Source organism: Sphingobacterium sp. SGR-19, from assembly GCF_011043555.1.
Classification (GTDB): domain Bacteria; phylum Bacteroidota; class Bacteroidia; order Sphingobacteriales; family Sphingobacteriaceae; genus Sphingobacterium.
Window position 1 is genome coordinate 163,509 of record NZ_JAAKGS010000009.1, and the last position, 18,062, is coordinate 181,570.

Annotated in this window: 18 protein-coding genes and 1 tRNA gene; 6 read left to right on the plus strand and 13 right to left on the minus strand. The window is 39.8% G+C overall.

Annotated elements, in window-relative coordinates; translation table 11 throughout:
* Positions 1-89 precede the first annotated feature (89 nt).
* On the minus strand, positions 90-521 hold the full coding sequence (locus G5B43_RS15990; RefSeq protein ID WP_240904892.1) for a cold-shock protein: 432 nt from the start codon (positions 519-521) through the stop codon (positions 90-92).
* Between the two features lie 240 nt (positions 522-761).
* Positions 762-849: transfer RNA gene (locus G5B43_RS15995), tRNA-Ser, on the minus strand.
* Between the two features lie 190 nt (positions 850-1,039).
* Between G5B43_RS15995 and G5B43_RS16000 the strand changes: the two genes are divergently transcribed.
* A complete protein-coding gene (locus G5B43_RS16000) occupies positions 1,040-1,891 on the plus strand; it encodes a glycoside hydrolase family 25 protein (RefSeq protein ID WP_165295807.1) in 852 nt (283 codons plus the stop codon).
* Here G5B43_RS16000 and G5B43_RS16005 read toward each other — a convergent pair.
* Positions 1,888-3,213 carry a hemolysin family protein gene (locus tag G5B43_RS16005; RefSeq protein WP_165295808.1) on the minus strand — a complete coding sequence of 442 codons (1,326 nt, stop codon included), beginning with the start codon at positions 3,211-3,213 and terminating at the stop codon, positions 1,888-1,890. The two genes, G5B43_RS16000 and G5B43_RS16005, sit on opposite strands and share 4 nt — an antisense overlap.
* 228 nt (positions 3,214-3,441) lie before the next feature.
* On the opposite strand from G5B43_RS16005, the gene G5B43_RS16010 reads away from it, so the two are divergent.
* Positions 3,442-4,545, plus strand: a complete 1,104-nt coding sequence (locus tag G5B43_RS16010) for a phosphotransferase enzyme family protein (RefSeq protein WP_165295809.1) — start codon at positions 3,442-3,444, stop codon at positions 4,543-4,545.
* A 9-nt stretch (positions 4,546-4,554) separates the two neighbouring features.
* Complete coding sequence (locus G5B43_RS16015; protein ID WP_165295810.1) at positions 4,555-5,196, plus strand: carbohydrate-binding family 9-like protein; 642 nt, start codon at positions 4,555-4,557, stop codon at positions 5,194-5,196.
* On the opposite strand, the gene G5B43_RS16020 is transcribed toward G5B43_RS16015, so the two are convergent.
* Positions 5,197-6,084: a 1-aminocyclopropane-1-carboxylate deaminase/D-cysteine desulfhydrase gene (locus G5B43_RS16020; protein ID WP_165295811.1), complete on the minus strand. Its 888-nt coding sequence runs from the start codon at positions 6,082-6,084 to the stop codon at positions 5,197-5,199. It lies immediately after the preceding gene.
* A 51-nt stretch (positions 6,085-6,135) separates the two neighbouring features.
* On the opposite strand from G5B43_RS16020, the gene G5B43_RS16025 reads away from it, so the two are divergent.
* Both G5B43_RS16025 and G5B43_RS16030 read left to right on the plus strand, forming a co-directional pair.
* Complete coding sequence (locus G5B43_RS16025) at positions 6,136-7,170, plus strand: RluA family pseudouridine synthase (RefSeq protein WP_165295812.1); 1,035 nt, start codon at positions 6,136-6,138, stop codon at positions 7,168-7,170.
* 18 nt (positions 7,171-7,188) lie between these two features.
* Positions 7,189-8,049: an aminotransferase class IV gene (locus G5B43_RS16030; protein WP_165295813.1), complete on the plus strand. Its 861-nt coding sequence runs from the start codon at positions 7,189-7,191 to the stop codon at positions 8,047-8,049.
* 18 nt (positions 8,050-8,067) lie between these two features.
* Here G5B43_RS16030 and G5B43_RS16035 read toward each other — a convergent pair whose 3' ends face one another.
* The 6 genes from G5B43_RS16035 to G5B43_RS16060 form a co-directional block, all read right to left on the minus strand.
* Positions 8,068-9,504, minus strand: coding sequence for an amino acid permease (locus G5B43_RS16035; protein WP_165295814.1), 1,437 nt, complete (start codon positions 9,502-9,504; stop codon positions 8,068-8,070).
* Positions 9,505-9,524: 20 nt separating this feature from the next.
* A complete protein-coding gene (locus G5B43_RS16040; protein WP_206367395.1) occupies positions 9,525-11,147 on the minus strand; it encodes a DUF4139 domain-containing protein in 1,623 nt (540 codons plus the stop codon).
* 229 nt (positions 11,148-11,376) lie between these two features.
* Positions 11,377-13,479, minus strand: coding sequence for a ferrous iron transport protein B (feoB, locus tag G5B43_RS16045; RefSeq protein ID WP_165295815.1), 2,103 nt, complete (start codon positions 13,477-13,479; stop codon positions 11,377-11,379).
* A gap of 1 nt (position 13,480) precedes the next feature.
* The gene (locus G5B43_RS16050) at positions 13,481-13,717 is read right to left on the minus strand and encodes a ferrous iron transport protein A (protein WP_165295816.1); all 237 of its coding nucleotides are present in this window, start codon (positions 13,715-13,717) and stop codon (positions 13,481-13,483) included.
* 146 nt (positions 13,718-13,863) lie between these two features.
* Complete coding sequence (locus tag G5B43_RS16055; protein WP_165295817.1) at positions 13,864-14,667, minus strand: ZIP family metal transporter; 804 nt, start codon at positions 14,665-14,667, stop codon at positions 13,864-13,866.
* Complete coding sequence (locus G5B43_RS16060; protein WP_165295818.1) at positions 14,664-15,263, minus strand: phosphatase PAP2 family protein; 600 nt, start codon at positions 15,261-15,263, stop codon at positions 14,664-14,666. The genes G5B43_RS16055 and G5B43_RS16060 overlap by 4 nt, the downstream gene beginning before the upstream one ends.
* Before the next feature lie 206 nt (positions 15,264-15,469).
* Here G5B43_RS16060 and glmM point away from each other — a divergent pair, with 206 nt between their 5' ends.
* Positions 15,470-16,852, plus strand: coding sequence for a phosphoglucosamine mutase (gene glmM / locus G5B43_RS16065; protein ID WP_165295819.1), 1,383 nt, complete (start codon positions 15,470-15,472; stop codon positions 16,850-16,852).
* 56 nt (positions 16,853-16,908) lie between these two features.
* Here glmM and rplI read toward each other — a convergent pair whose 3' ends face one another.
* Genes rplI through rpsF form a run of 3 tightly spaced genes read right to left on the minus strand, consistent with a single transcriptional unit; the run spans position 16,909 to position 17,996 of the window.
* Positions 16,909-17,352, minus strand: coding sequence for a 50S ribosomal protein L9 (gene rplI / locus G5B43_RS16070; protein WP_165295820.1), 444 nt, complete (start codon positions 17,350-17,352; stop codon positions 16,909-16,911).
* Between the two features lie 12 nt (positions 17,353-17,364).
* Entirely contained in the window at positions 17,365-17,628 is a 264-nt protein-coding gene (rpsR, locus tag G5B43_RS16075) for a 30S ribosomal protein S18 (protein WP_148920887.1), read from the minus strand.
* Entirely contained in the window at positions 17,628-17,996 is a 369-nt protein-coding gene (gene rpsF / locus G5B43_RS16080; RefSeq protein WP_165295821.1) for a 30S ribosomal protein S6, read from the minus strand. The genes rpsR and rpsF overlap by 1 nt, the downstream gene beginning before the upstream one ends.
* Positions 17,997-18,062: the final 66 nt, after the last annotated feature.

The following is an 18,062-nucleotide window of genomic DNA, read 5'->3' on the forward strand; positions in this document are numbered from 1 at the left end:
GTGGAATAGTCTAACTATGGAGGTTAGGCTACTCTTCATGTTAAAATGGCGGGCTTTTTAGCCCGCCATTTTCTGTTTTACCCTAAAGATTAAGGTTGTAGTTCTATTTCTGAAACCTGGTTTCCCTGTTTCGTACGAATATATTTATATTTTACTTTTTGATTTACGGCTAAGACCATACCGGCCAGTTTATCGTTAAAATAAACTGTTTCTTTGCTCAGGTTGTCACGGATAAAACCGTAGTGGCCTACTTCGTTATAATAAGAAACTTTACCATAAAGATATTCGTCTTCTGTGTCTGCAGGACGAATCAAGTCTTCTTCTTTAAACTTGTAAGGTTGTGTTGGTGGCGTGTCGGAAAGATTGCCGAATTCATCCACATAGGCAAACATTTCTTCTAATGACTTACCTTTGTTGTTTGAGGATTTGTTTAGTTCTCTTCTTTCTTGTTTTTCTTTTTTTTTCAGTTGCTGTTTTTTAGCAAGTTCTTTTTTCTTGAATGTAAGTTGATTTCTTGACATTAAAAGGGGTTAAAGTGATAAATAATAAGGGTGTAAATCTTATAAGAAGCGGATGGCTTGAGGATAAGAGATAGATGCCTTTTTTGAAATGTATACAAATATACGGATTTAAAACGGCAAAAGCAATTTGCGCCTATTACCTCTTTTGGGTCCTGAAACGGGAACCCTTTTTTGCATTCCGGTTTCCCTTTTTCACGAAAAAGGAACACCAAAAAAGCTCCAATCCTTTGATTGAAGCTTTGGCGGAGAGTGAGGGATTCGAACCCCCGAACCTGTGACAGTTAACGGTTTTCAAGACCGCCGCATTCGACCACTCTGCCAACTCTCCGCGACAAAAGTAGAAATTCCGACCCGCTTCTCAAAACTTATTTTAGCCTTTGTGTATTATCCTTTGAAAATGAGGTGGATTATTTTTTGGGACGTCTCGACAGCTACAAAAAAACAATTCAAACTCTGGCTCATTACGTATTTTTTCCGTTTGCCAATGAAAAATAAATCCACTATTTTCACTGCGAGATATGACAAAACATAGGAAAGCCGTTAGGAGAGGGGCTAAAGCAAACGATGCAGAACGGAGGAAATATTTGGTTTGGAGTGTGGTTGTACCGGTAGGTATACTGTTAGGATTGGCTCTCCTATATTTTAAAACCGATTTTTCCTATACCCTCAAAAGCTGGATTTTTCTGGAAGAGTCAACGGATAGGCACACCACGGGCGAACATGAAGAGCGCAACGTGAAGTTGATGGAGAAGCATGATGATTACGTGTATGGTATCGATATATCCCAGTACCAAGGCGATATTAATTGGATAGATATCAACACCATATACGATCAGGTTCCGATCGACTTTGTGTATATTCGTGCTACGATGGGAGAGAAGGCAAAGGACAAACGCTTCCTAGTAAATTGGAAAGCTGCACAAAGTAGAGCCAAATTACGTGGAGCCTATCATTATTTTCGACCAAACGAAAACTCTATTCGCCAAGCACGTAACTTTATAAGCACAGTTAAACTCAGACCCGGTGATCTGCCACCTGTATTGGATATTGAGGAACGTCCACGCAAGCAGCCCATGGATTCGTTAAAGGTTGGGTTGAAGCGGTGGTTGGACGAAATCGAGAAACATTACGGTATCCAACCTATCCTCTATTCGGGGGATAGTTATTTTACTGATTTTTTGGAAAAAGAGTTTTCTGATTACGTATTGTGGATAGCGAATTACAATTTTTGGGTAGATAAACCTAAAAAGCATTGGAATTTCTGGCAATTCTCTGAACGAGGATATGTACGGGGCATAAAGGGAAACGTAGACCTCAACATGTTTAAAGGAAGTATTGAAGAACTAGAAGAGTTGACAATTCCTTATTAATCCGCGTTCTCGTTGACGTTATTCGTAAAAAGGGGCGGTGTGGTCACCAACACCTTGTCAATTCGATGACCATCCATATCAATTACCTCCAATTTATAGTCCTTGAAGTGGATGAATTCACCTTCTTCCGGTACATGGTCCAACGTGAGAAATATTAATCCGCCTAACGTAGTAATATTAGAGATATCATCTTCCTCTTCTTCGCTTAACTCGATTTGAAAATATTCTAAAAAATCATCTAGCTGTGTTCTTCCATCGATAATATACGAGTCATCTTCCCGTTTGCGGATAGAGGTATCTGAACGTTCTTCTCCATTGTTCATGTCGCCAAAAAGCTGACGTACAATATCTTTTATGGACACGATACCTTGTGGTATACCGTATTCATCAATCACGATCGCGAGTTGTGCTCTGCCATTTTTCAGGACGTTTAATATGTTGTAAGCCGATGTGTTTTCATTGACGAAAGGAATGGGTCTCACCAATGATCTCAAGTCAATCGGTTTATTGTCAATATATTTTTTTAGAAAAGTCTTGACATGGATGATACCCTTCACCTGGTCGAAACTACCGTCTACTACTGGGAATTCAGTGTGTTCAGACTGTCGGATAATGCTCTTGTTTTCTTCGAAACTATTTTGGAGGTCCAAGCAATCGATATCTGAGCGGTGTACCATTAGGTTGATAGCGCGTTTATCTCCTAATATGAGCAAGCGATCGACAAAATCATGTTCGAAATTCTCAATGACGCCACTCATCACGCCTTCGTCGACCAACGCTTTGATTTCTTCTTCTGTAACGGTATTTTTTGAAACCTTGATATTCAGTAACCGAACAAGTGCGTCTGTTGAAATACTTAATAACCAAACGAATGGTTTGACAAATTTACTCAAAAACAGCATTGGTGTGGCAACGAATGACGCGTATTTCTCTGGTATAGCCATTCCGATCCGCTTGGGAACAAGCTCGCCGATGACTAGGGAAAGATAAGTAATAACGAGTACCACAACAATGATAGCGACCTGTTGACTATAGGGAGTGAGAAACGATACTTGACTAAATACGGTGGCTAGATAAGAAGAAATAGTTCCGCCGCTGAAAAAACCCGTAAGGATGCCGATTAAAGTGATGCCAATCTGAATAGTAGATAAAAACTGATTGGGATTTTCCTTTAAATTTAAAGCTATCCGAGCAGATTTGTTGTTTTTATCTGCTGCCGCCTGAAGACGAGCTTTTCGACTTGATACAATCGCTATTTCGGAAGCAGATAATATTCCATTAAAAATGATCAATGTTATTATAATAATAATCTCTGTCAGCATACGCCCATTTTATGCTCTAAAATACAAATTCTTTTCCAGCGTTGCACATCATTCTAAAAAAACTAAAACGATAGTATTCTTGGTTTCCCGATTCTCAACTTAGATTTACGCAAAATCAAATTAGAAAAAGAACAAACGTTTGCTTTAATTCAGCACTTTTATTTATTGATTTATTTATAGATATTGCCAGCGTTTAACATAGTTTTTGTTAAATTTTTAAAATTTCCGATGTCTGAATTAAAGAATAATAATATTTTAGGTCCTGCATCTCAATTTGATATAGAAGGAGATATCATTCAAGTAGAACGGTTTGGATCGGGGCATATCAATGATACCTATCGAGTAAAAACCAATAGTAAAAGTTATCTATTTCAGCGGATTAACAATCAGATCTTTGCTGACGTAGCAGGGTTGATGGAGAATACGAAAGTCGTATTGGACCATCTGAAAAAGAAATTAGCACATTTCGGAAAAGAAAAGGTAGACAAATCGACATTAACATTGATTCCCACCCATGAGGGAAAGTTGTACTACCAAGATGAAAATGATGGCTTTTGGCGAATGTTTATCTTATTGGAAGGTACGAAAAGCTACGATATAGTAGAAACGCAAGCGCAAGCATATGCGGGGGGAAAGGCATTTGGCGAGTTTCAAAAGCAGCTATCCGATCTTGATCCAGGCAAATTGATAGAGATTTTACCGAATTTCCATAACATCGACTTCCGAATGGCTAATTTGCGTAAAGCTATAAAGGACAACGCCGCAGGCCGTGTCAACGAAGTACAAGATATACTAGATTATATATTGAAGCGGGAAGAACGGATGCGCACCATTTTATTAATGGGGAACAGCGGTGATTTGCCACTGCGTATTACCCATAACGATACAAAGTTCAATAATGTTTTACTTGACGAGCATGACCGTGTGCAATGTGTAATTGATTTGGATACGGTAATGCCGGGTTACGTAGCTTACGATTTCGGAGACGCTATTCGCACTATTATCAATTCTGCAGCAGAGGATGAGCCGGATACGGAGAAGATTAGATTGAATATACCATTATTCAAAGCTTATACGCAGGGGTATATGAGCGAAGCATGCGATTTTTTGACGGAAAAGGAAACAACGTCATTATTGCACGGCGTATTTTTGTTGCCCTTTATGCAAGCCGTTCGCTTTCTTACCGATTATCTAAACGGCGATACCTACTATAAAATACATTATTCTACACATAATTTGGTTAGAACGAAAGCACAGCTTAAATTAGTGCAAGAAATGGAACGGCATCAAGAGGAACTTGCATCCATTCTGGAAGAAAGTGTTCATGTATAAATTTAGAAAATGGTGACTCATTTACAAGTACCTTACCGTGATATAGCGCTCGAAAACTTTACATATTATGATTTAAGCCAACAAATGGAGACATTGCAGTGGCAATCTATAGCACAGGTAAATTGGAAAGGATTTCCTTACAAGCCCGATGTGCATTTCCAGATAGCGCATGACAATCAAAGGATATTTGTCCATTATAGCGTTCAGGAAGAGTTTGTTAAAGCACAATATGTTCGGATCAATGAAGCCGTATGGGAAGATAGTTGTGTAGAGTTTTTCGTTTCGTTCGACGGAAAAGCAAGCTATTACAACATCGAATTCAATGTATTGGGAACAGGATTGGTAGGTGCCGGTTCTCGAATAAAAGACGAGAGAATACGTCTTGAGCCAGAAACGACAGTAAAAATTCAGACAGCAACCACAGTTGTAAATGTGGATGGAAAAAAGAAATGGAATATCATTCTTGTGATTCCAACAGATGTATTTGTAAAAGATAAAATAGAGCGTTTAACGGGTGTTAGTGCACATGGCAACTTCTTTAAGTGCGGCGATAGTTTACCAACTCCACATTTCCTTTCGTGGAATAAAATAGAATATCCTACGCCAAATTTCCATTTGCCAGACTTTTTTGGAGAAATTGTTTTTGAATAATTAAAACTTATCCAGCATCCCTAAAAGACCTGTCAACCCCCCGGAGTGAACCACTAACACTGTCGATCCCGGTGCAATCTGTCGTTGCGCGATTAAATCGTGCACTGCATAGAACAATTTTCCGGTATACGTGGGTTCTATTAAGATAGATGTCTGACTCGTAAATGTTTTTATAAATTCGATGAGTTCCGGTTTGGTCTTTGCGTACCCACCAAAATGATAATCTAGGTGTAGACATATATCCACTGCGTTCAGTACACCAAGTTTCGCGATTTCATCGCGGATAAAGTTGCCTCCTTTAAGTATAGGAACACCATGTAATGTTGTCGCCCGTTGTTGGTTAGCGATACCGTGTGCTAAGCCTGCCAAAGTAGTGCCGGTACCACAGGCACAAAAGCAGTGATCATAAGTACGACGTAATTCGTTTGTTATTTCGCTGCATCCTTGAGCGGCCAACGGGCCGTACCCCCCCTCTTCAATAAAATAAGATTCCTCCGAGCTGGCGAAATAGGTCTCAAACAATCCTTTTTTATCTCGATAGCTCTCCCGGTCTACAAAATGTAATTCCATACCGAATAACTGACATAATGTGAGTACAGGGTTGTCTATTGCTTCTCCACGTACAAATCCATACGTACGGAAACCAAATTTCGCCCCCGCACACGCTGTGGCCAGTAAATGGTTAGACCACGCTCCGCCAAAAGTCACTAATAAACTTTTCTCCTCTTCTTTTGCTTGCTGCAGAGGATATTTCAGTTTCCGCCATTTATTGCCCGATATATAGGGGTGGATAAGGTCATCTCGTTTGACAAATACGCGGACACCGTACTCTCCATAAAATGGGAGGGCAATCTCTTCTTCGGGACTGTAAAACTCAAAATCCAACATATACTTTTGCCAAAGTTAGTAGATTTTAAAGGATTTCGATACTTTTGCGTGATGGCAGAAGAATTAGACATTCACGAACAGGATGAGCAGGAGCTTTTCGAGCATTATCGAATTGAAGCCGATAAAGGACAAGCGCTATTGCGACTTGATAAGTTCTTGATGAACAGGGTGGAAAATACTTCCAGAAGTCGCATTCAAAATGCTATTGATGCCGAAACTGTTTTTGTAAATGGAAAATTGGCTAAAGCGAGTTATAAGGTAAAACCATTGGATGTCGTCACGATGGTCTTGCCAGACCCACCTCGTGATACAGAAGTTTATCCCGAAAAGATACCGCTTGATATTATTTATGAAGACGATGACCTACTGTTGGTAAATAAGGAGGCTGGCATGGTTGTCCATCCCGGTTTTAACAATTATACGGGAACGCTCGTCAATGCCCTGACATATCATTTAAGCCAATTGCCTACTCTACCAGGTAATACGGGACGTCCAGGTTTGGTACATCGGATCGATAAGGATACATCGGGATTGTTGGTAGTCGCAAAAAATGAATGGGCGATGACTTTTTTGGCCAAACAGTTCTTTGATCACACAATAAATCGAAAATATCTGGCGTTAGCTTGGGGAGATATAACAGAGGACGGTACAGTGTCCGGTTATATCGGGAGGAATGCTAAAGATCGTCGGATAATGGAGCTGTATGATGATCCTGAAAAAGGCAAATGGTCAGTTACGCACTATAAAGTATTGGAACGTTTGGGATATGTTACGTTGATAGCATGTGAGTTGGAGACAGGGCGTACCCATCAAATCCGGGCACATCTTAAATCTATAGGTCATCCGCTGTTTTCGGATGAATCATATGGAGGTGACAAGATTCTAAAAGGAACAGTATTCAGCAAGTATAAGCAATTTGTAAATAACTGTTTTGAGTTATTGCCTCGACAAGCATTACATGCCGAATCATTGGGTTTTATTCATCCCCGCACAAAAGAACCGATGCATTTTCGTATGTCTCCTCCTTCCGATTTTCAAGCCGTTTTGGAAAAATGGCGGTCTTATGTCGCGTCGACAGATCGATAAGTTTAAATTAGAAAATTTATGTCTTTACAATATATCAACTTTGATGGGCAGCTTATTGCCGAAAATCAAGAAATCGCAACAATAGATAATCGCGCCTTACGCTATGGGGACGGGCTGTTCGAAACCATGTTGTGGAAAGATGGCGGTATACGGTTTTTGGATCTCCATGTAAATCGTTTGCAGCAGGGTATGCAAACGCTGCAATTGGATGAATATGCTAAGTTTGATGCTTTTTTTATTCGTTCCAAAGCCGAAGAACTGATAAGAAAAAATAATATGCTCGGGCAGCAGGTACGTATACGCTTAATTGTTTACCGAGCAGGTGGTGGAACATACGCGCCGGAAACCAATAAGCCTGTATATGTCCTACAGGTGTCCCGTATGCCGCCTATGCTACGTGATAAAAAATTAGGACTCATTGTTGATTTGTATACGGATTTTAAAAAGCCCTACAGCGACTTGTCACATCTGAAATCAAATAATGCATTGATTTACGTGATGGCAGGTCTATATAAAAAGAAATTTGCGTACGATGAGGTATTTCTACTAAATCAAGAAGGAAATCTATGCGAAGGATTGATATCCAATATATTTGTATATTACGACAAAACACTGTATACACCTGCTTTAACAGAAGGGTGTGTGGAAGGTGTGATGCGAAAAGTTGTTATGGAGATGGCGGAGCACGAAGGCGTGCCCGTGGTTGAGGCACAGATAAGCCCAGAAATCATGAAAGAAGCGGACGAGATTTTCTGTACGAACGCTGTTCAAGGTGTGCAATGGGTAATGGGATATAAACAAAAACGTTATTTCAATAAAATATCACGTATTCTTCAAGAAAAACTGCAAACATGGGGAGAGGAAGCTGGTGAAAACTAAAAGCTGACGGTTTTATTATCAAAGCTCTCCTTGACTCTTATTGCGTTGCACCAATCGATACGTGATATATAGCAATATCAGCCAGATAGGTATCAATTCTACCGAAATCTTTAACCCGGTAAACCACATCATAACCAGTACGCCCGACAGAAAGAAAAGAGAGACATAGTTACTGATAGGATATAAAAGCGTGGGAAATGACGAGGTTTCTAACCTTTCGGTTATTTTTCTTCTGAAAAAAATATGTGTTAAAGATATCATAATCCAATTGATGACGAGTGATGAAACGACTAAACTCATCAATACCTCCAATGCCTTTTCCGGCATCAACTTGTTGACGATGATACATATCGCGACTAACCCCGCAGAAACTAAGATGGCGTTCACAGGAGAATGGTTCTTATTCAATTTCGTCAGAAACTTTGGGGCATTGCCTTGCTCGGCCAAACCAAAAAGCATCCGCGAGTTACTATATACACAACTATTATATACAGAAAGTGCTGCGGTAAGCACAATAACATTCAATGCATTTGCAATGATATTTGTAAAATAATACGTTATGCCAAAAAGTTCAAACTGTAACCCTTTTAGACTGGCAAAAACTTCTACAAACGGACTTGTTTCAGGCGTGATATTACGCCAGGGCATGAGCGAAAACAACACCAGTAATGAACCGATATAAAAAATAAGTATGCGCCATAACACCTGGTTTGTCGCTTTGGGGATATTTTTTTCGGGATTTTCAGCCTCTGCGGCGGTGATGCCGACCAATTCCAGTCCACCAAAGGAAAACATAATCATCACCAATGCCGCTAAAAGCCCTTGGTAAGCACCATTTTCATTACTAGACAACCAACCTTTTGGGAAGAAACCTCCGTCGTTGGTCAAGTTTTCTATTGTAGCTTGTTCTCCGCCCTTTCCACTTATCAGAAGGTAAACTCCAAAAATAATCATGGCGATAATAGCTACTACTTTGATAATGGAAAACCAAAATTCTGTTTCACCGTATACTTTTACTGAAGCCAGGTTGAGTGAGTTGATTACGATGAAGAAAAACAAGCTAGATATCCACAATGGAATTTCCGGCCACCAGAACTGTACATAGTGACCAATAGCTGTCAACTCGGCCATACTGACTAATAGATAAAGAACCCAATAATTCCAACCCGAAGCATATCCGGCAAACGACCCCCAATATTTGTTTGCAAAATAGCTGAAGCTGCCCGAAACAGGTTCGTGCACCACCATTTCCCCTAATTGCCGCATGATAAAAAAGGCGATGATCCCTGCAATGGCGTAACCAAGTATAACCGATGGCCCAGCCAGAACAGCTGCTTGCCCGACGCCCAAAAATAGACCCGTGCCAATGGCACCGCCTAAGGCTATTAACTGAATATGTCTGTTGCTTAATCCGCGCTTAAGCTGTTTTTTGTCTTCGGGAGTATTTGTTTTCAATATGTATTGTTCAAGTTTTACTAAAACAAATTAACTTGTTTGTCTTTCGGATGTTTAACAGAATAACCGAATTTTAGTTTTTGTGTACCTCCAGCGGGAATATTCAATTTCCATGTAACGATACCCGTATCTTTATTTACTTCTCCGCCGCTGGATTCTTCGAGCGTAATGTCCATACCCTTATCTGTAGATAATGGAAATTGCTCTTGCAGCGTTAAGCTAACAGGCGATTTCTTATTGTTTTTAATGGTTATTTCATAAATAGCCGTTTGCGTTCTGCTATTTCCTATCAATCTCGATGAAGAAAGATCATTGATTTTCTCCCGTTTAACGGAAATCATCTTGTCTCTTCCCAAGCTTAGTTTCAGCGTGTCTGTGGCTTCATTCGGATTGATGAATGTTTTTCCGACCAGGATGTTTTCAAACATGACGTTCGCTTGCCCCGAAACGAGATTTAACTTCTCGTAATCTATCAGCTCCGCCAATAAAAATACCTCTTGGTTGATACGTGGAGCAACGTAATATTGATAGCTCGCTGGATGTGTGTATTCTTTAAGGTTGACAGCGTGCTGTTTCCCATTTGAAGCAATGGTATATGGAATATCGATATCAAAGGTGGTGTTGAGCTGATTTTCAACTTGCTGTACATAGCCGTCCAATGCTTGGGGAGTCTCAGCTATGGTGTTAGCTGCAGCTCCTCTTATCCTGAGATTTTGAGGTTTCGCACGCGCAGTTGCGCCCACAACTACGACCTCCTCCAACGTATTTTGTCTTCCGAAGTCGTAATAATACAAATGCCAAGGCGATAGAGTAGGTGCTACACCGCCTTGTGAGGGATTCGATGTAGAAAGCCGTAGATTGACTTGTTGCCAATCGACACCCGTCTGCTGTGAGATATTGGCTTTATACACAATTTGGAGCGGGGAGGTAGTGTTTGCAGCGCGCAATTCGTAAGAAGCGTTCCAGTTCGCTTGTCTTGTTAAGTAAGAAATGTTAAATGGTTGGTTTCCCGTTTGGTTGTTCATGACCTGTACGATCAGTTGCCCGCCCGAACCCGATGTTTGTCCTTTGACTTCGTCAAATTGAACCGTCGCTTTATCCACTAGATCTTGCTGCTCCGTTATTTTTTCGTCGAGAGCGGTGATATTATTTTTTACTTCGAGGTATTTTGGTTTGTAGAACTCCGTCATCTTCGCCAATTCAGCGACCGTAGTGCTACTATTGTTGCCGGATATTTTCTGGTTTTGCTCCAAAAGTTTTAGCAGGCTTTCTTCCGTCGCCTTTTGATTCTGTAATTTCTTTAACGCCGTTAAGGCGCTTTTATACTCATTTTCAACTTTGCTGTAAGCTTCCGTCTTGACATCAGCATCAATGTAATTTAACGCGGGGCGCACGGATAGAATAGTGACATTGGTACCGGTACCGATCTGTATACTATTTTCGTCTATGTCGTTTGCCACGTGGGTGAAGACTATTTCACTACTACCGGATGGGAGATTTATATTCGCGGTATGATTTAATTCTGCCGCATTCGTAAATACCGTTACGTTTTTTAAATCTGCTTTTTGTATAATGGCTTTCTGCGCAAAAGATAGATTTGCTAAAACCAGTCCGGCGGAAAGTAACAAACTGCTTTTTATCATAATATGAAATTTAAAATAGCTGATTTAAGAGGTTATTTTCTCTGTCATCGCACAACCACAACCTTTGTTGCAACCCTGTTGTTTATTTTTTGAAGGTAGAAATTTTTTGACCATAAAAACTAATGCAATGATAAAAAGGACAGCTATAATAATATATTGAACCATTATTGTCGTATTTAAAAGTTAAACTACCTCGCCTGCGAATGAGCTCAACGAAGTTAATCACGAATCATTTCAACAGCTGATAAGCGATAAAAGCAACAATATAAGCTATACCAGTCATCATAACCGTCTGTATCAATGTCCATTTCCACGAGCCAGTTTCACGTTTCATGATCGCAATGGTACTCATACATTGCATCGCAAAAGCGTAAAACAAAAGGAGCGAAATTCCTGATGCCAAATTGTAAGACGGTTGTCCGGTATTTCTATTGATTTCCGATCGCATCCTACTTAATAGCGTTTCTCGTTCTTCGTCGTCGTCAGGGTCAATTTCTTCACCCAAACTGTACACCGTGGCCATTGTTCCCACAAACACTTCCCTTGCAGCGAACGATGAAATAAGCCCTATACCCATTTTCCAATCGTAGCCTAAAGGTCTAACAAGAGGCTCGATACCCATACCCATGTAGCCTAGGAAAGAATGCTCCAATCTAAAGGAGGCCACCTCTTCATCCAATTCATCTTCATTTAATGCCGGGTTAGCTCGTTTTACGTATTCGTCGGCATTACTAAATTTATCATTCGGGCCAAAATTACCAAGTACCCATAAAATGATAGCCATTGCCAAGATGATTTTACCCGCTTGGAATAGAAAACCCGATGTTTTCTCCCACATGTTCATACCCACATTTCTCCAGTCAGGTGTCTTATAGGAGGGAAGTTCAAAGATAAGGAACGACTTGTGTTGGTTTTTGATGATTTTATTTAAGATAGCAGCAGACAATAGAGCTGCTACCACTCCAAGAATATAAAGTATATTCAATGCGAGCCCCTGTAAGCCAAATCCTAGAAATGTTTCATTCGGAATAACTAAGGATATCAGGACAACATAAATAGGGAGGCGTGCCGAACAGGTCATAAAAGGCGTAACCAACATGGTTAACAATCGTTCTTTTGTATTCTCGATGTTACGGGCAGCCATAATTGCAGGAACAGCACAACCTACGCCCGACATGAGCGGAATGACCGATTTTCCGTTTAGCCCATAAGGACGAAGCCACCTGTCCATTAGAAAGACGACACGGCTCATATAACCTGTTTCTTCCATAAGGGATATGAGCAAAAATAAAATGGCTATTTGCGGAACAAAAATTATAATCCCGCCAATTCCAGCTAATACACCCTGTGTTAACAGGTCTGATAACGGACCTTCTGGTAGTACGCTGGCGGTATAATCGATAAGGGCTGAAAAGTTTTCATCTATCCAATCCATGATAGGCTCGGATAAAATGAACACCAATTGGAACACGAGAAATAGTAAGAAAAAGAAAATAACATAACCCCAAATAGGGTGCAGCAAAACTTTATCAATTTTATTCGTTCGATGAAGATGATGATTATCTTTTTGGAGAATAATAGTTTTTAAATCCTCTTCAATTTTTATGTTACGTTTAATAGCCTCAGCTTGTTGAAGTGAATTGGAAGAGAGTTGATGCTTTTCTCTAATACCAACTAAAGTCTGCTGTTGTTCTGTTGTCAAAAAAGAGATGTTCTCTTGCGCAATAAATTGCCAAGTTTGATATTCTGTATGTAATGGAAAAGCTTTTTTCGCCTCTTCCAATGCAGTTGTGTAAATATTATCAACTTCAAACTGGCTTGGGAAATAGCCCGGACGTTCGTCAAAGGCGCGGATAAGCTGCGCTATTCCTTTTCCGTTTCGGGCATCGGTGGTATAGACTTTGGTATGGAGATAGGCTTCCAATTTTTGATAGTCAATGTCCATTCCTTTGGCATTTACTTCATCAATCATATTGACAACGAAAATGGCTGGAACACCTAATTCGCGAGCCTGTTGATATAATACGATAGAACGCTTGATATTGTTGGGCTCGGCAACGACAACAACTAAATCGGGATGCGCTGGATTCTCTTTATCTGCTAAAACATTGTATACAATTTCCTCGTCCATTGACGTAGGGAATAACGTATAAGTACCTGGTAAATCGATGATGCGATACGTTTTACCGTTAGCTTTCACAGAGCCTTCTCTTTTTTCTACGGTAATACCCGGATAGTTTCCTACATGTTGGTGTAATTTCGTGATGCGGTTAAATAGCGAAGTTTTACCTACATTCGGGTTTCCTAAAAAAGCTACTATTGGATTCTTCATATTATTTTTCGACGAAAATGTGTAAAGCTTCAGACTTACGTATGGCAATTAATGTTTGGGAGCTCGAAATTTGAAGACCTATTGGTCCATGAAACGGGGCTTTATGTTTAATTTCTACAACGGCTCCGGGAAGGAGCCCCATTTCGTAAAATTTAGAAGGCAATTCCAACGAATCAAGCTGCCGTATAGTCGCTTGTTCTCCCACTTCCAATAAATCAAGACTGAAACTTTTATGCATTTTATCGTGTTAAAAAATGATATAATTATATTCTCTATTTCAGAATATCTGACGTACGCACCAAAGTTAGCTAATTTAGACTGATTTTAAAGTATAAACAGGTGTATTTGTTAATTTCGTTAGACTAATATGTTTAATAATTAAGCTTAGTGCTCATGATGATTGTGGTGATGATGATTGTGGTGATGATGATCATGACCTGGCCCATGATGATGATGGTCATGTCCGTCAAATAGGAAATTAGCTAACGACACCAACACACCCAGTATAACAGCGATCATTTTTTTTCGATTGAATTTATGGTGGTCTGCCGAACCCGATTCAAATAAAATCGTAGTGGAAATGTGAAGGAATATACCGATAACAATTGCCATAATCTTATCGAAGTACTGTGTTATATTCCCGATTTCTCCTTCACTTATTCCTTTACTCGTTAAGAAGCCCAATGGGGTCATAACCGCAAACAGGAGGAGAAAGGTAGTTATTTTGGTTTTGGAGAGTCGTGTATTAAGCAACAAACTTCCTAAAGCAAAAGCAGCGGGTACGTGGTGAATCGCAATACCAAAAACTAACTCTGCCTGATGTCCGGCGGCTAGTGGCATGCCCTCTAAAAAAGCATGTAAACACAAACTTATCATAATACCCAACGGAAAAGCACTATGGGCGCTATGATGGATATGACCATGCTCAATACCTTGAGAAAATTGCTCCAATACGAGCTGGAATAGAAAACCGCCCAATATATACAAGCCAATTATTTCCGGACTAGTGTTTTGACTAATGTAAACGTGTGGGATTAAGTGTAATACAGTAATACTAAACAAGTAAGCACCACTAAAAGAGAGAATAAGTTTAAGTAAATTTGTGTTGTCTCTCTTGACAAAAAATACCGATAATCCACTTAAAAAAGCCGAAATAAATAAAATGCTGACGATTAATGACGAACTCATGTTGTTGCTGTTTCTGTAGTATGGTTTATTTTGAAAAAGTCTGAAAAAAAGCGTTTAAAAAGATAGCCCGTTCCAGTTCCAATTAAGATGCCGAGAATAGCACCGCAAAGAATATCAAAAGGATAATGAACTCCTACATATATTTGGGAAAAACTTATTAACGCAGCCCAGGTTATACAGAGCCATAGCGTATGTTTCCATCGCCTGCGAAATAGGACTATCCAAAAGAAAGCCATGGCAAAGTGGTTGGTGGCGTGAGAAGAAGTAAAACTAAATCCTGAGCCACAACGTACGCGAACGTTAGCTTCTTCTTTAAAAACCAAATCATTGCAAGGGCGTACACGCTTTACATTTTTTTTGATGACGTGAGACGACAGCGCATCTGAAATACCGAAATTGGCCAATGTAAAAGCAACGATTAATATCCCCATCTTACCGTAATGCTTGATGAAGAAAATAATCAGAAATAGATATAAAGGCGCCCATGTGTATGGATTTCGCAGAATAGGTAGCAACCAATCAAAAAAAGGATTACTTAATCCTTGATTAATGGCCAAGAATATCTCTTGGTCAAAATGAATGAGTTGATTCAACATAGATTTGTGCTTATTTAAAATTATCCTTCAAAAGTAAAGAATAATTAGCAACATTATCGGCTTTTAATCAAATGATACAATGTTGCAACAAAAGTAAGCTTTCGTTTTTAATTTTAAAAGTTTTATATGAAATTTTAAGATATAAACTTAATTTTACGACTGCTTACAGCACCGAGCTTATATATCAGCTTTTTTAAATTTGAAATATGACACTTATAAAATCAATATCAGGTATTAGAGGTACAATTGGAGGTAGGCCGGGAGAGGCGCTTACACCAATCGACGTTGTTAAGTTTACGGCAGCATTTGGCAAAATCCTTTTGCAGAAGACAGGTAACAAAAAGATTGTTGTAGGACGCGACGCACGCTTATCCGGAGAAATGGTTAGCAACCTGGTGGTAGGCGCTCTGCAGGGGATAGGTGCAGACGTGGTCAACTTAGGATTGTCGACTACACCTACGGTGGAGATTGCTGTACCCCTAGAGCAAGCTGCGGGCGGTATTATCTTAACAGCTTCTCACAATCCTGGGCAATGGAATGCCTTGAAACTACTAAACAGCCAGGGCGAGTTCATTAGTGATCAAGAAGGAAAAGAGGTCTTGGCATTGGGCGAGAGTCTAGATTTTGATTTTGCGGAAGTAAGTGTATTGAGTAAGGAAACAAAAGATGATAGTTATTTACAAAAACATATCGATGCCGTTTTAGCACTTCCTTTAGTGGATAAAGAGGCTATTCGTCAAGCAGGTTTTAAGGTAGCGGTAGATGCGGTGAATAGTACCGGAGGTATCTTTATTCCTGCTTTGCTAAATGCGTTGGGTGTGGACACGGTCTATAAGATACATTGTGAACCTAATGGAGAGTTCCCACACAATCCGGAACCTTTAAAAGAGCATTTAACAGATCTTTCTCAAGCCGTATTGAGCAATAAAGCAGATTTGGGGATTGCGGTAGACCCTGATGTGGATCGTTTGGTGTTTATGATGGAGGATGGAGAATTATTTGGTGAAGAATATACATTGGTAGCGGTCGCGGATTATATTCTCGAGCATACCAAAGGTAACACCGTTTCCAATCTTTCTTCTACACGTGCTTTACACGACGTGACGGTAAAACACGGAGGTGAATATTTTGCGGCTGCGGTGGGAGAGGTCAATGTCGTAACGAAAATGAAGGAGGTAAACGCCGTCATTGGCGGCGAAGGCAACGGAGGAGTAATTTATCCGGATTCGCATTATGGTCGTGACGCACTTGTGGGCGTAGCGCTATTTTTAAGCCATCTAGCTAAATTGAAGAAAACCGCATCAGCATACCGTGCAGCGTTGCCACAATATTTTATGTCGAAGAATAAGATTACGTTAACACCGGATTTGGATATCGATGCCCTACTTCAAAAAATGGAAGAAAAATATAAGGAGGAGCAATATACGACGATTGACGGCTTGAAAATAGACTTTGAAAACGAATGGGTACATCTTCGAAAATCGAACACAGAGCCTATTATTCGTATTTATTCGGAAGGGCCAACACCAGAAGCTGCGGATGCTATCGCACAGAAGATCATCCGCGAAATAGAAGAAATCATCAAATAAAAGAAAAGGAGATAACATATCGTTATCTCCTTTTCTTTTTTAAGCGTCTAATTTTATTATTCAGCCACCACTTCAAACGGAATCTGAACTTTAACTTCTTTGTGCAAGTTTAAGTTAGCGATGTATTCACCAACTGTTTTAGGTTCAGTTTCAAAAGTGATGCGACGACGGTCAACGTCATATCCTTGTGTTTTCAAAGCTTCCGCAATTTGGATGCTATTTACTTTACCAAAGATTTTTCCGGATTCACCAGCTTTAGCGCCAATAGTAAGTTTGATACTTTCCAATTTACCCGCTAATTCTGTTGCGTCTTTCTTGATTTTTTCTTGTTTGAACTGAGCTTGTTTAATATTCTCAGCCAATACCTTCTTAGCAGACGGTGTAGCTAAGTTTGCAAATCCTTGAGGAATTAAATAGTTGCGACCATAACCTGGTTTTACCGTTACGATATCATCTTTCTCGCCAAGGTGTTTAATATCTTGTTTTAATATAACTTCCATGTCGTTTCCTCCTTATTTTAATGAATCTGCTACGTAAGGTAATAGTCCGACGATGCGTGCACGTTTAACGGCTTGAGCTACTTTACGTTGGAATTTCAATGATGTACCCGTTAGACGACGAGGTAAGATTTTACCTTGATCGTTTACAAATTTCAATAAAAAGTTTGCGTCTTTATAGTCGATATACTTAATACCGTTCTTTTTAAAACGACAGTATTTTTTACGGTTGTCCTCTACTTTAGGAGCTGTTACGTATTGGATATTTTCGTTTGCCATTAGTTTGCTACCTCCTCCGTTTTAGTTTCAGCTTTTTTGTTGAATGCACCGCTACGTTTTTTCTCGTTGTAAGCTATTGCATGTTTGTCTAAAGCAATAGTTAAGAAACGCATCACGCGCTCGTCACGTTTGTATTCAAGCTCTAGTTTTTGAATTAATTCACCCGGAGCCTTGAATTCAGTTAGGTGATAGAATCCAGTAGTTTTCTTCTGGATTGGATACGCTAATTTTTTCAAACCCCAATTGTCTTCAGCGACAATTTCGGCTCCGCCTTCAGTAAGGATGCTTTTGAATTTAGCGATTGCTTCTTTCGCTACGTCCTCTGAAAGCAACGGGGTAAGAATAATGACAGATTCGTACTGTTGCATTGTGTTTAATAAATTTGTTTTAATTTAATTAATACTCGTACTTTTTACGAGTGTGCAAAGATAACT

Excerpts from the sequence above, each read along its gene's own strand:
- G5B43_RS15990 (WP_240904892.1), bottom strand. The coding sequence starts at position 521 with ATGTCAAGAAATCAACTTACATTCAAGAAAAAAGAACTTGCTAAAAAA.
- G5B43_RS16000 (WP_165295807.1), top strand. The coding sequence starts at position 1,040 with ATGACAAAACATAGGAAAGCCGTTAGGAGAGGGGCTAAAGCAAACGAT.
- G5B43_RS16005 (WP_165295808.1), bottom strand. The coding sequence starts at position 3,213 with ATGCTGACAGAGATTATTATTATAATAACATTGATCATTTTTAATGGA.
- G5B43_RS16010 (WP_165295809.1), top strand. The coding sequence starts at position 3,442 with ATGTCTGAATTAAAGAATAATAATATTTTAGGTCCTGCATCTCAATTT.
- G5B43_RS16015 (WP_165295810.1), top strand. The coding sequence starts at position 4,555 with ATGGTGACTCATTTACAAGTACCTTACCGTGATATAGCGCTCGAAAAC.
- G5B43_RS16020 (WP_165295811.1), bottom strand. The coding sequence starts at position 6,084 with ATGTTGGATTTTGAGTTTTACAGTCCCGAAGAAGAGATTGCCCTCCCA.
- G5B43_RS16025 (WP_165295812.1), top strand. The coding sequence starts at position 6,136 with ATGGCAGAAGAATTAGACATTCACGAACAGGATGAGCAGGAGCTTTTC.
- G5B43_RS16030 (WP_165295813.1), top strand. The coding sequence starts at position 7,189 with ATGTCTTTACAATATATCAACTTTGATGGGCAGCTTATTGCCGAAAAT.
- G5B43_RS16040 (WP_206367395.1), bottom strand. The coding sequence starts at position 11,147 with ATGATAAAAAGCAGTTTGTTACTTTCCGCCGGACTGGTTTTAGCAAAT.
- feoB (WP_165295815.1), bottom strand. The coding sequence starts at position 13,479 with ATGAAGAATCCAATAGTAGCTTTTTTAGGAAACCCGAATGTAGGTAAA.
- G5B43_RS16050 (WP_165295816.1), bottom strand. The coding sequence starts at position 13,717 with ATGCATAAAAGTTTCAGTCTTGATTTATTGGAAGTGGGAGAACAAGCG.
- G5B43_RS16055 (WP_165295817.1), bottom strand. The coding sequence starts at position 14,667 with ATGAGTTCGTCATTAATCGTCAGCATTTTATTTATTTCGGCTTTTTTA.
- G5B43_RS16060 (WP_165295818.1), bottom strand. The coding sequence starts at position 15,263 with ATGTTGAATCAACTCATTCATTTTGACCAAGAGATATTCTTGGCCATT.
- glmM (WP_165295819.1), top strand. The coding sequence starts at position 15,470 with ATGACACTTATAAAATCAATATCAGGTATTAGAGGTACAATTGGAGGT.
- rplI (WP_165295820.1), bottom strand. The coding sequence starts at position 17,352 with ATGGAAGTTATATTAAAACAAGATATTAAACACCTTGGCGAGAAAGAT.
- rpsR (WP_148920887.1), bottom strand. The coding sequence starts at position 17,628 with ATGGCAAACGAAAATATCCAATACGTAACAGCTCCTAAAGTAGAGGAC.
- rpsF (WP_165295821.1), bottom strand. The coding sequence starts at position 17,996 with ATGCAACAGTACGAATCTGTCATTATTCTTACCCCGTTGCTTTCAGAG.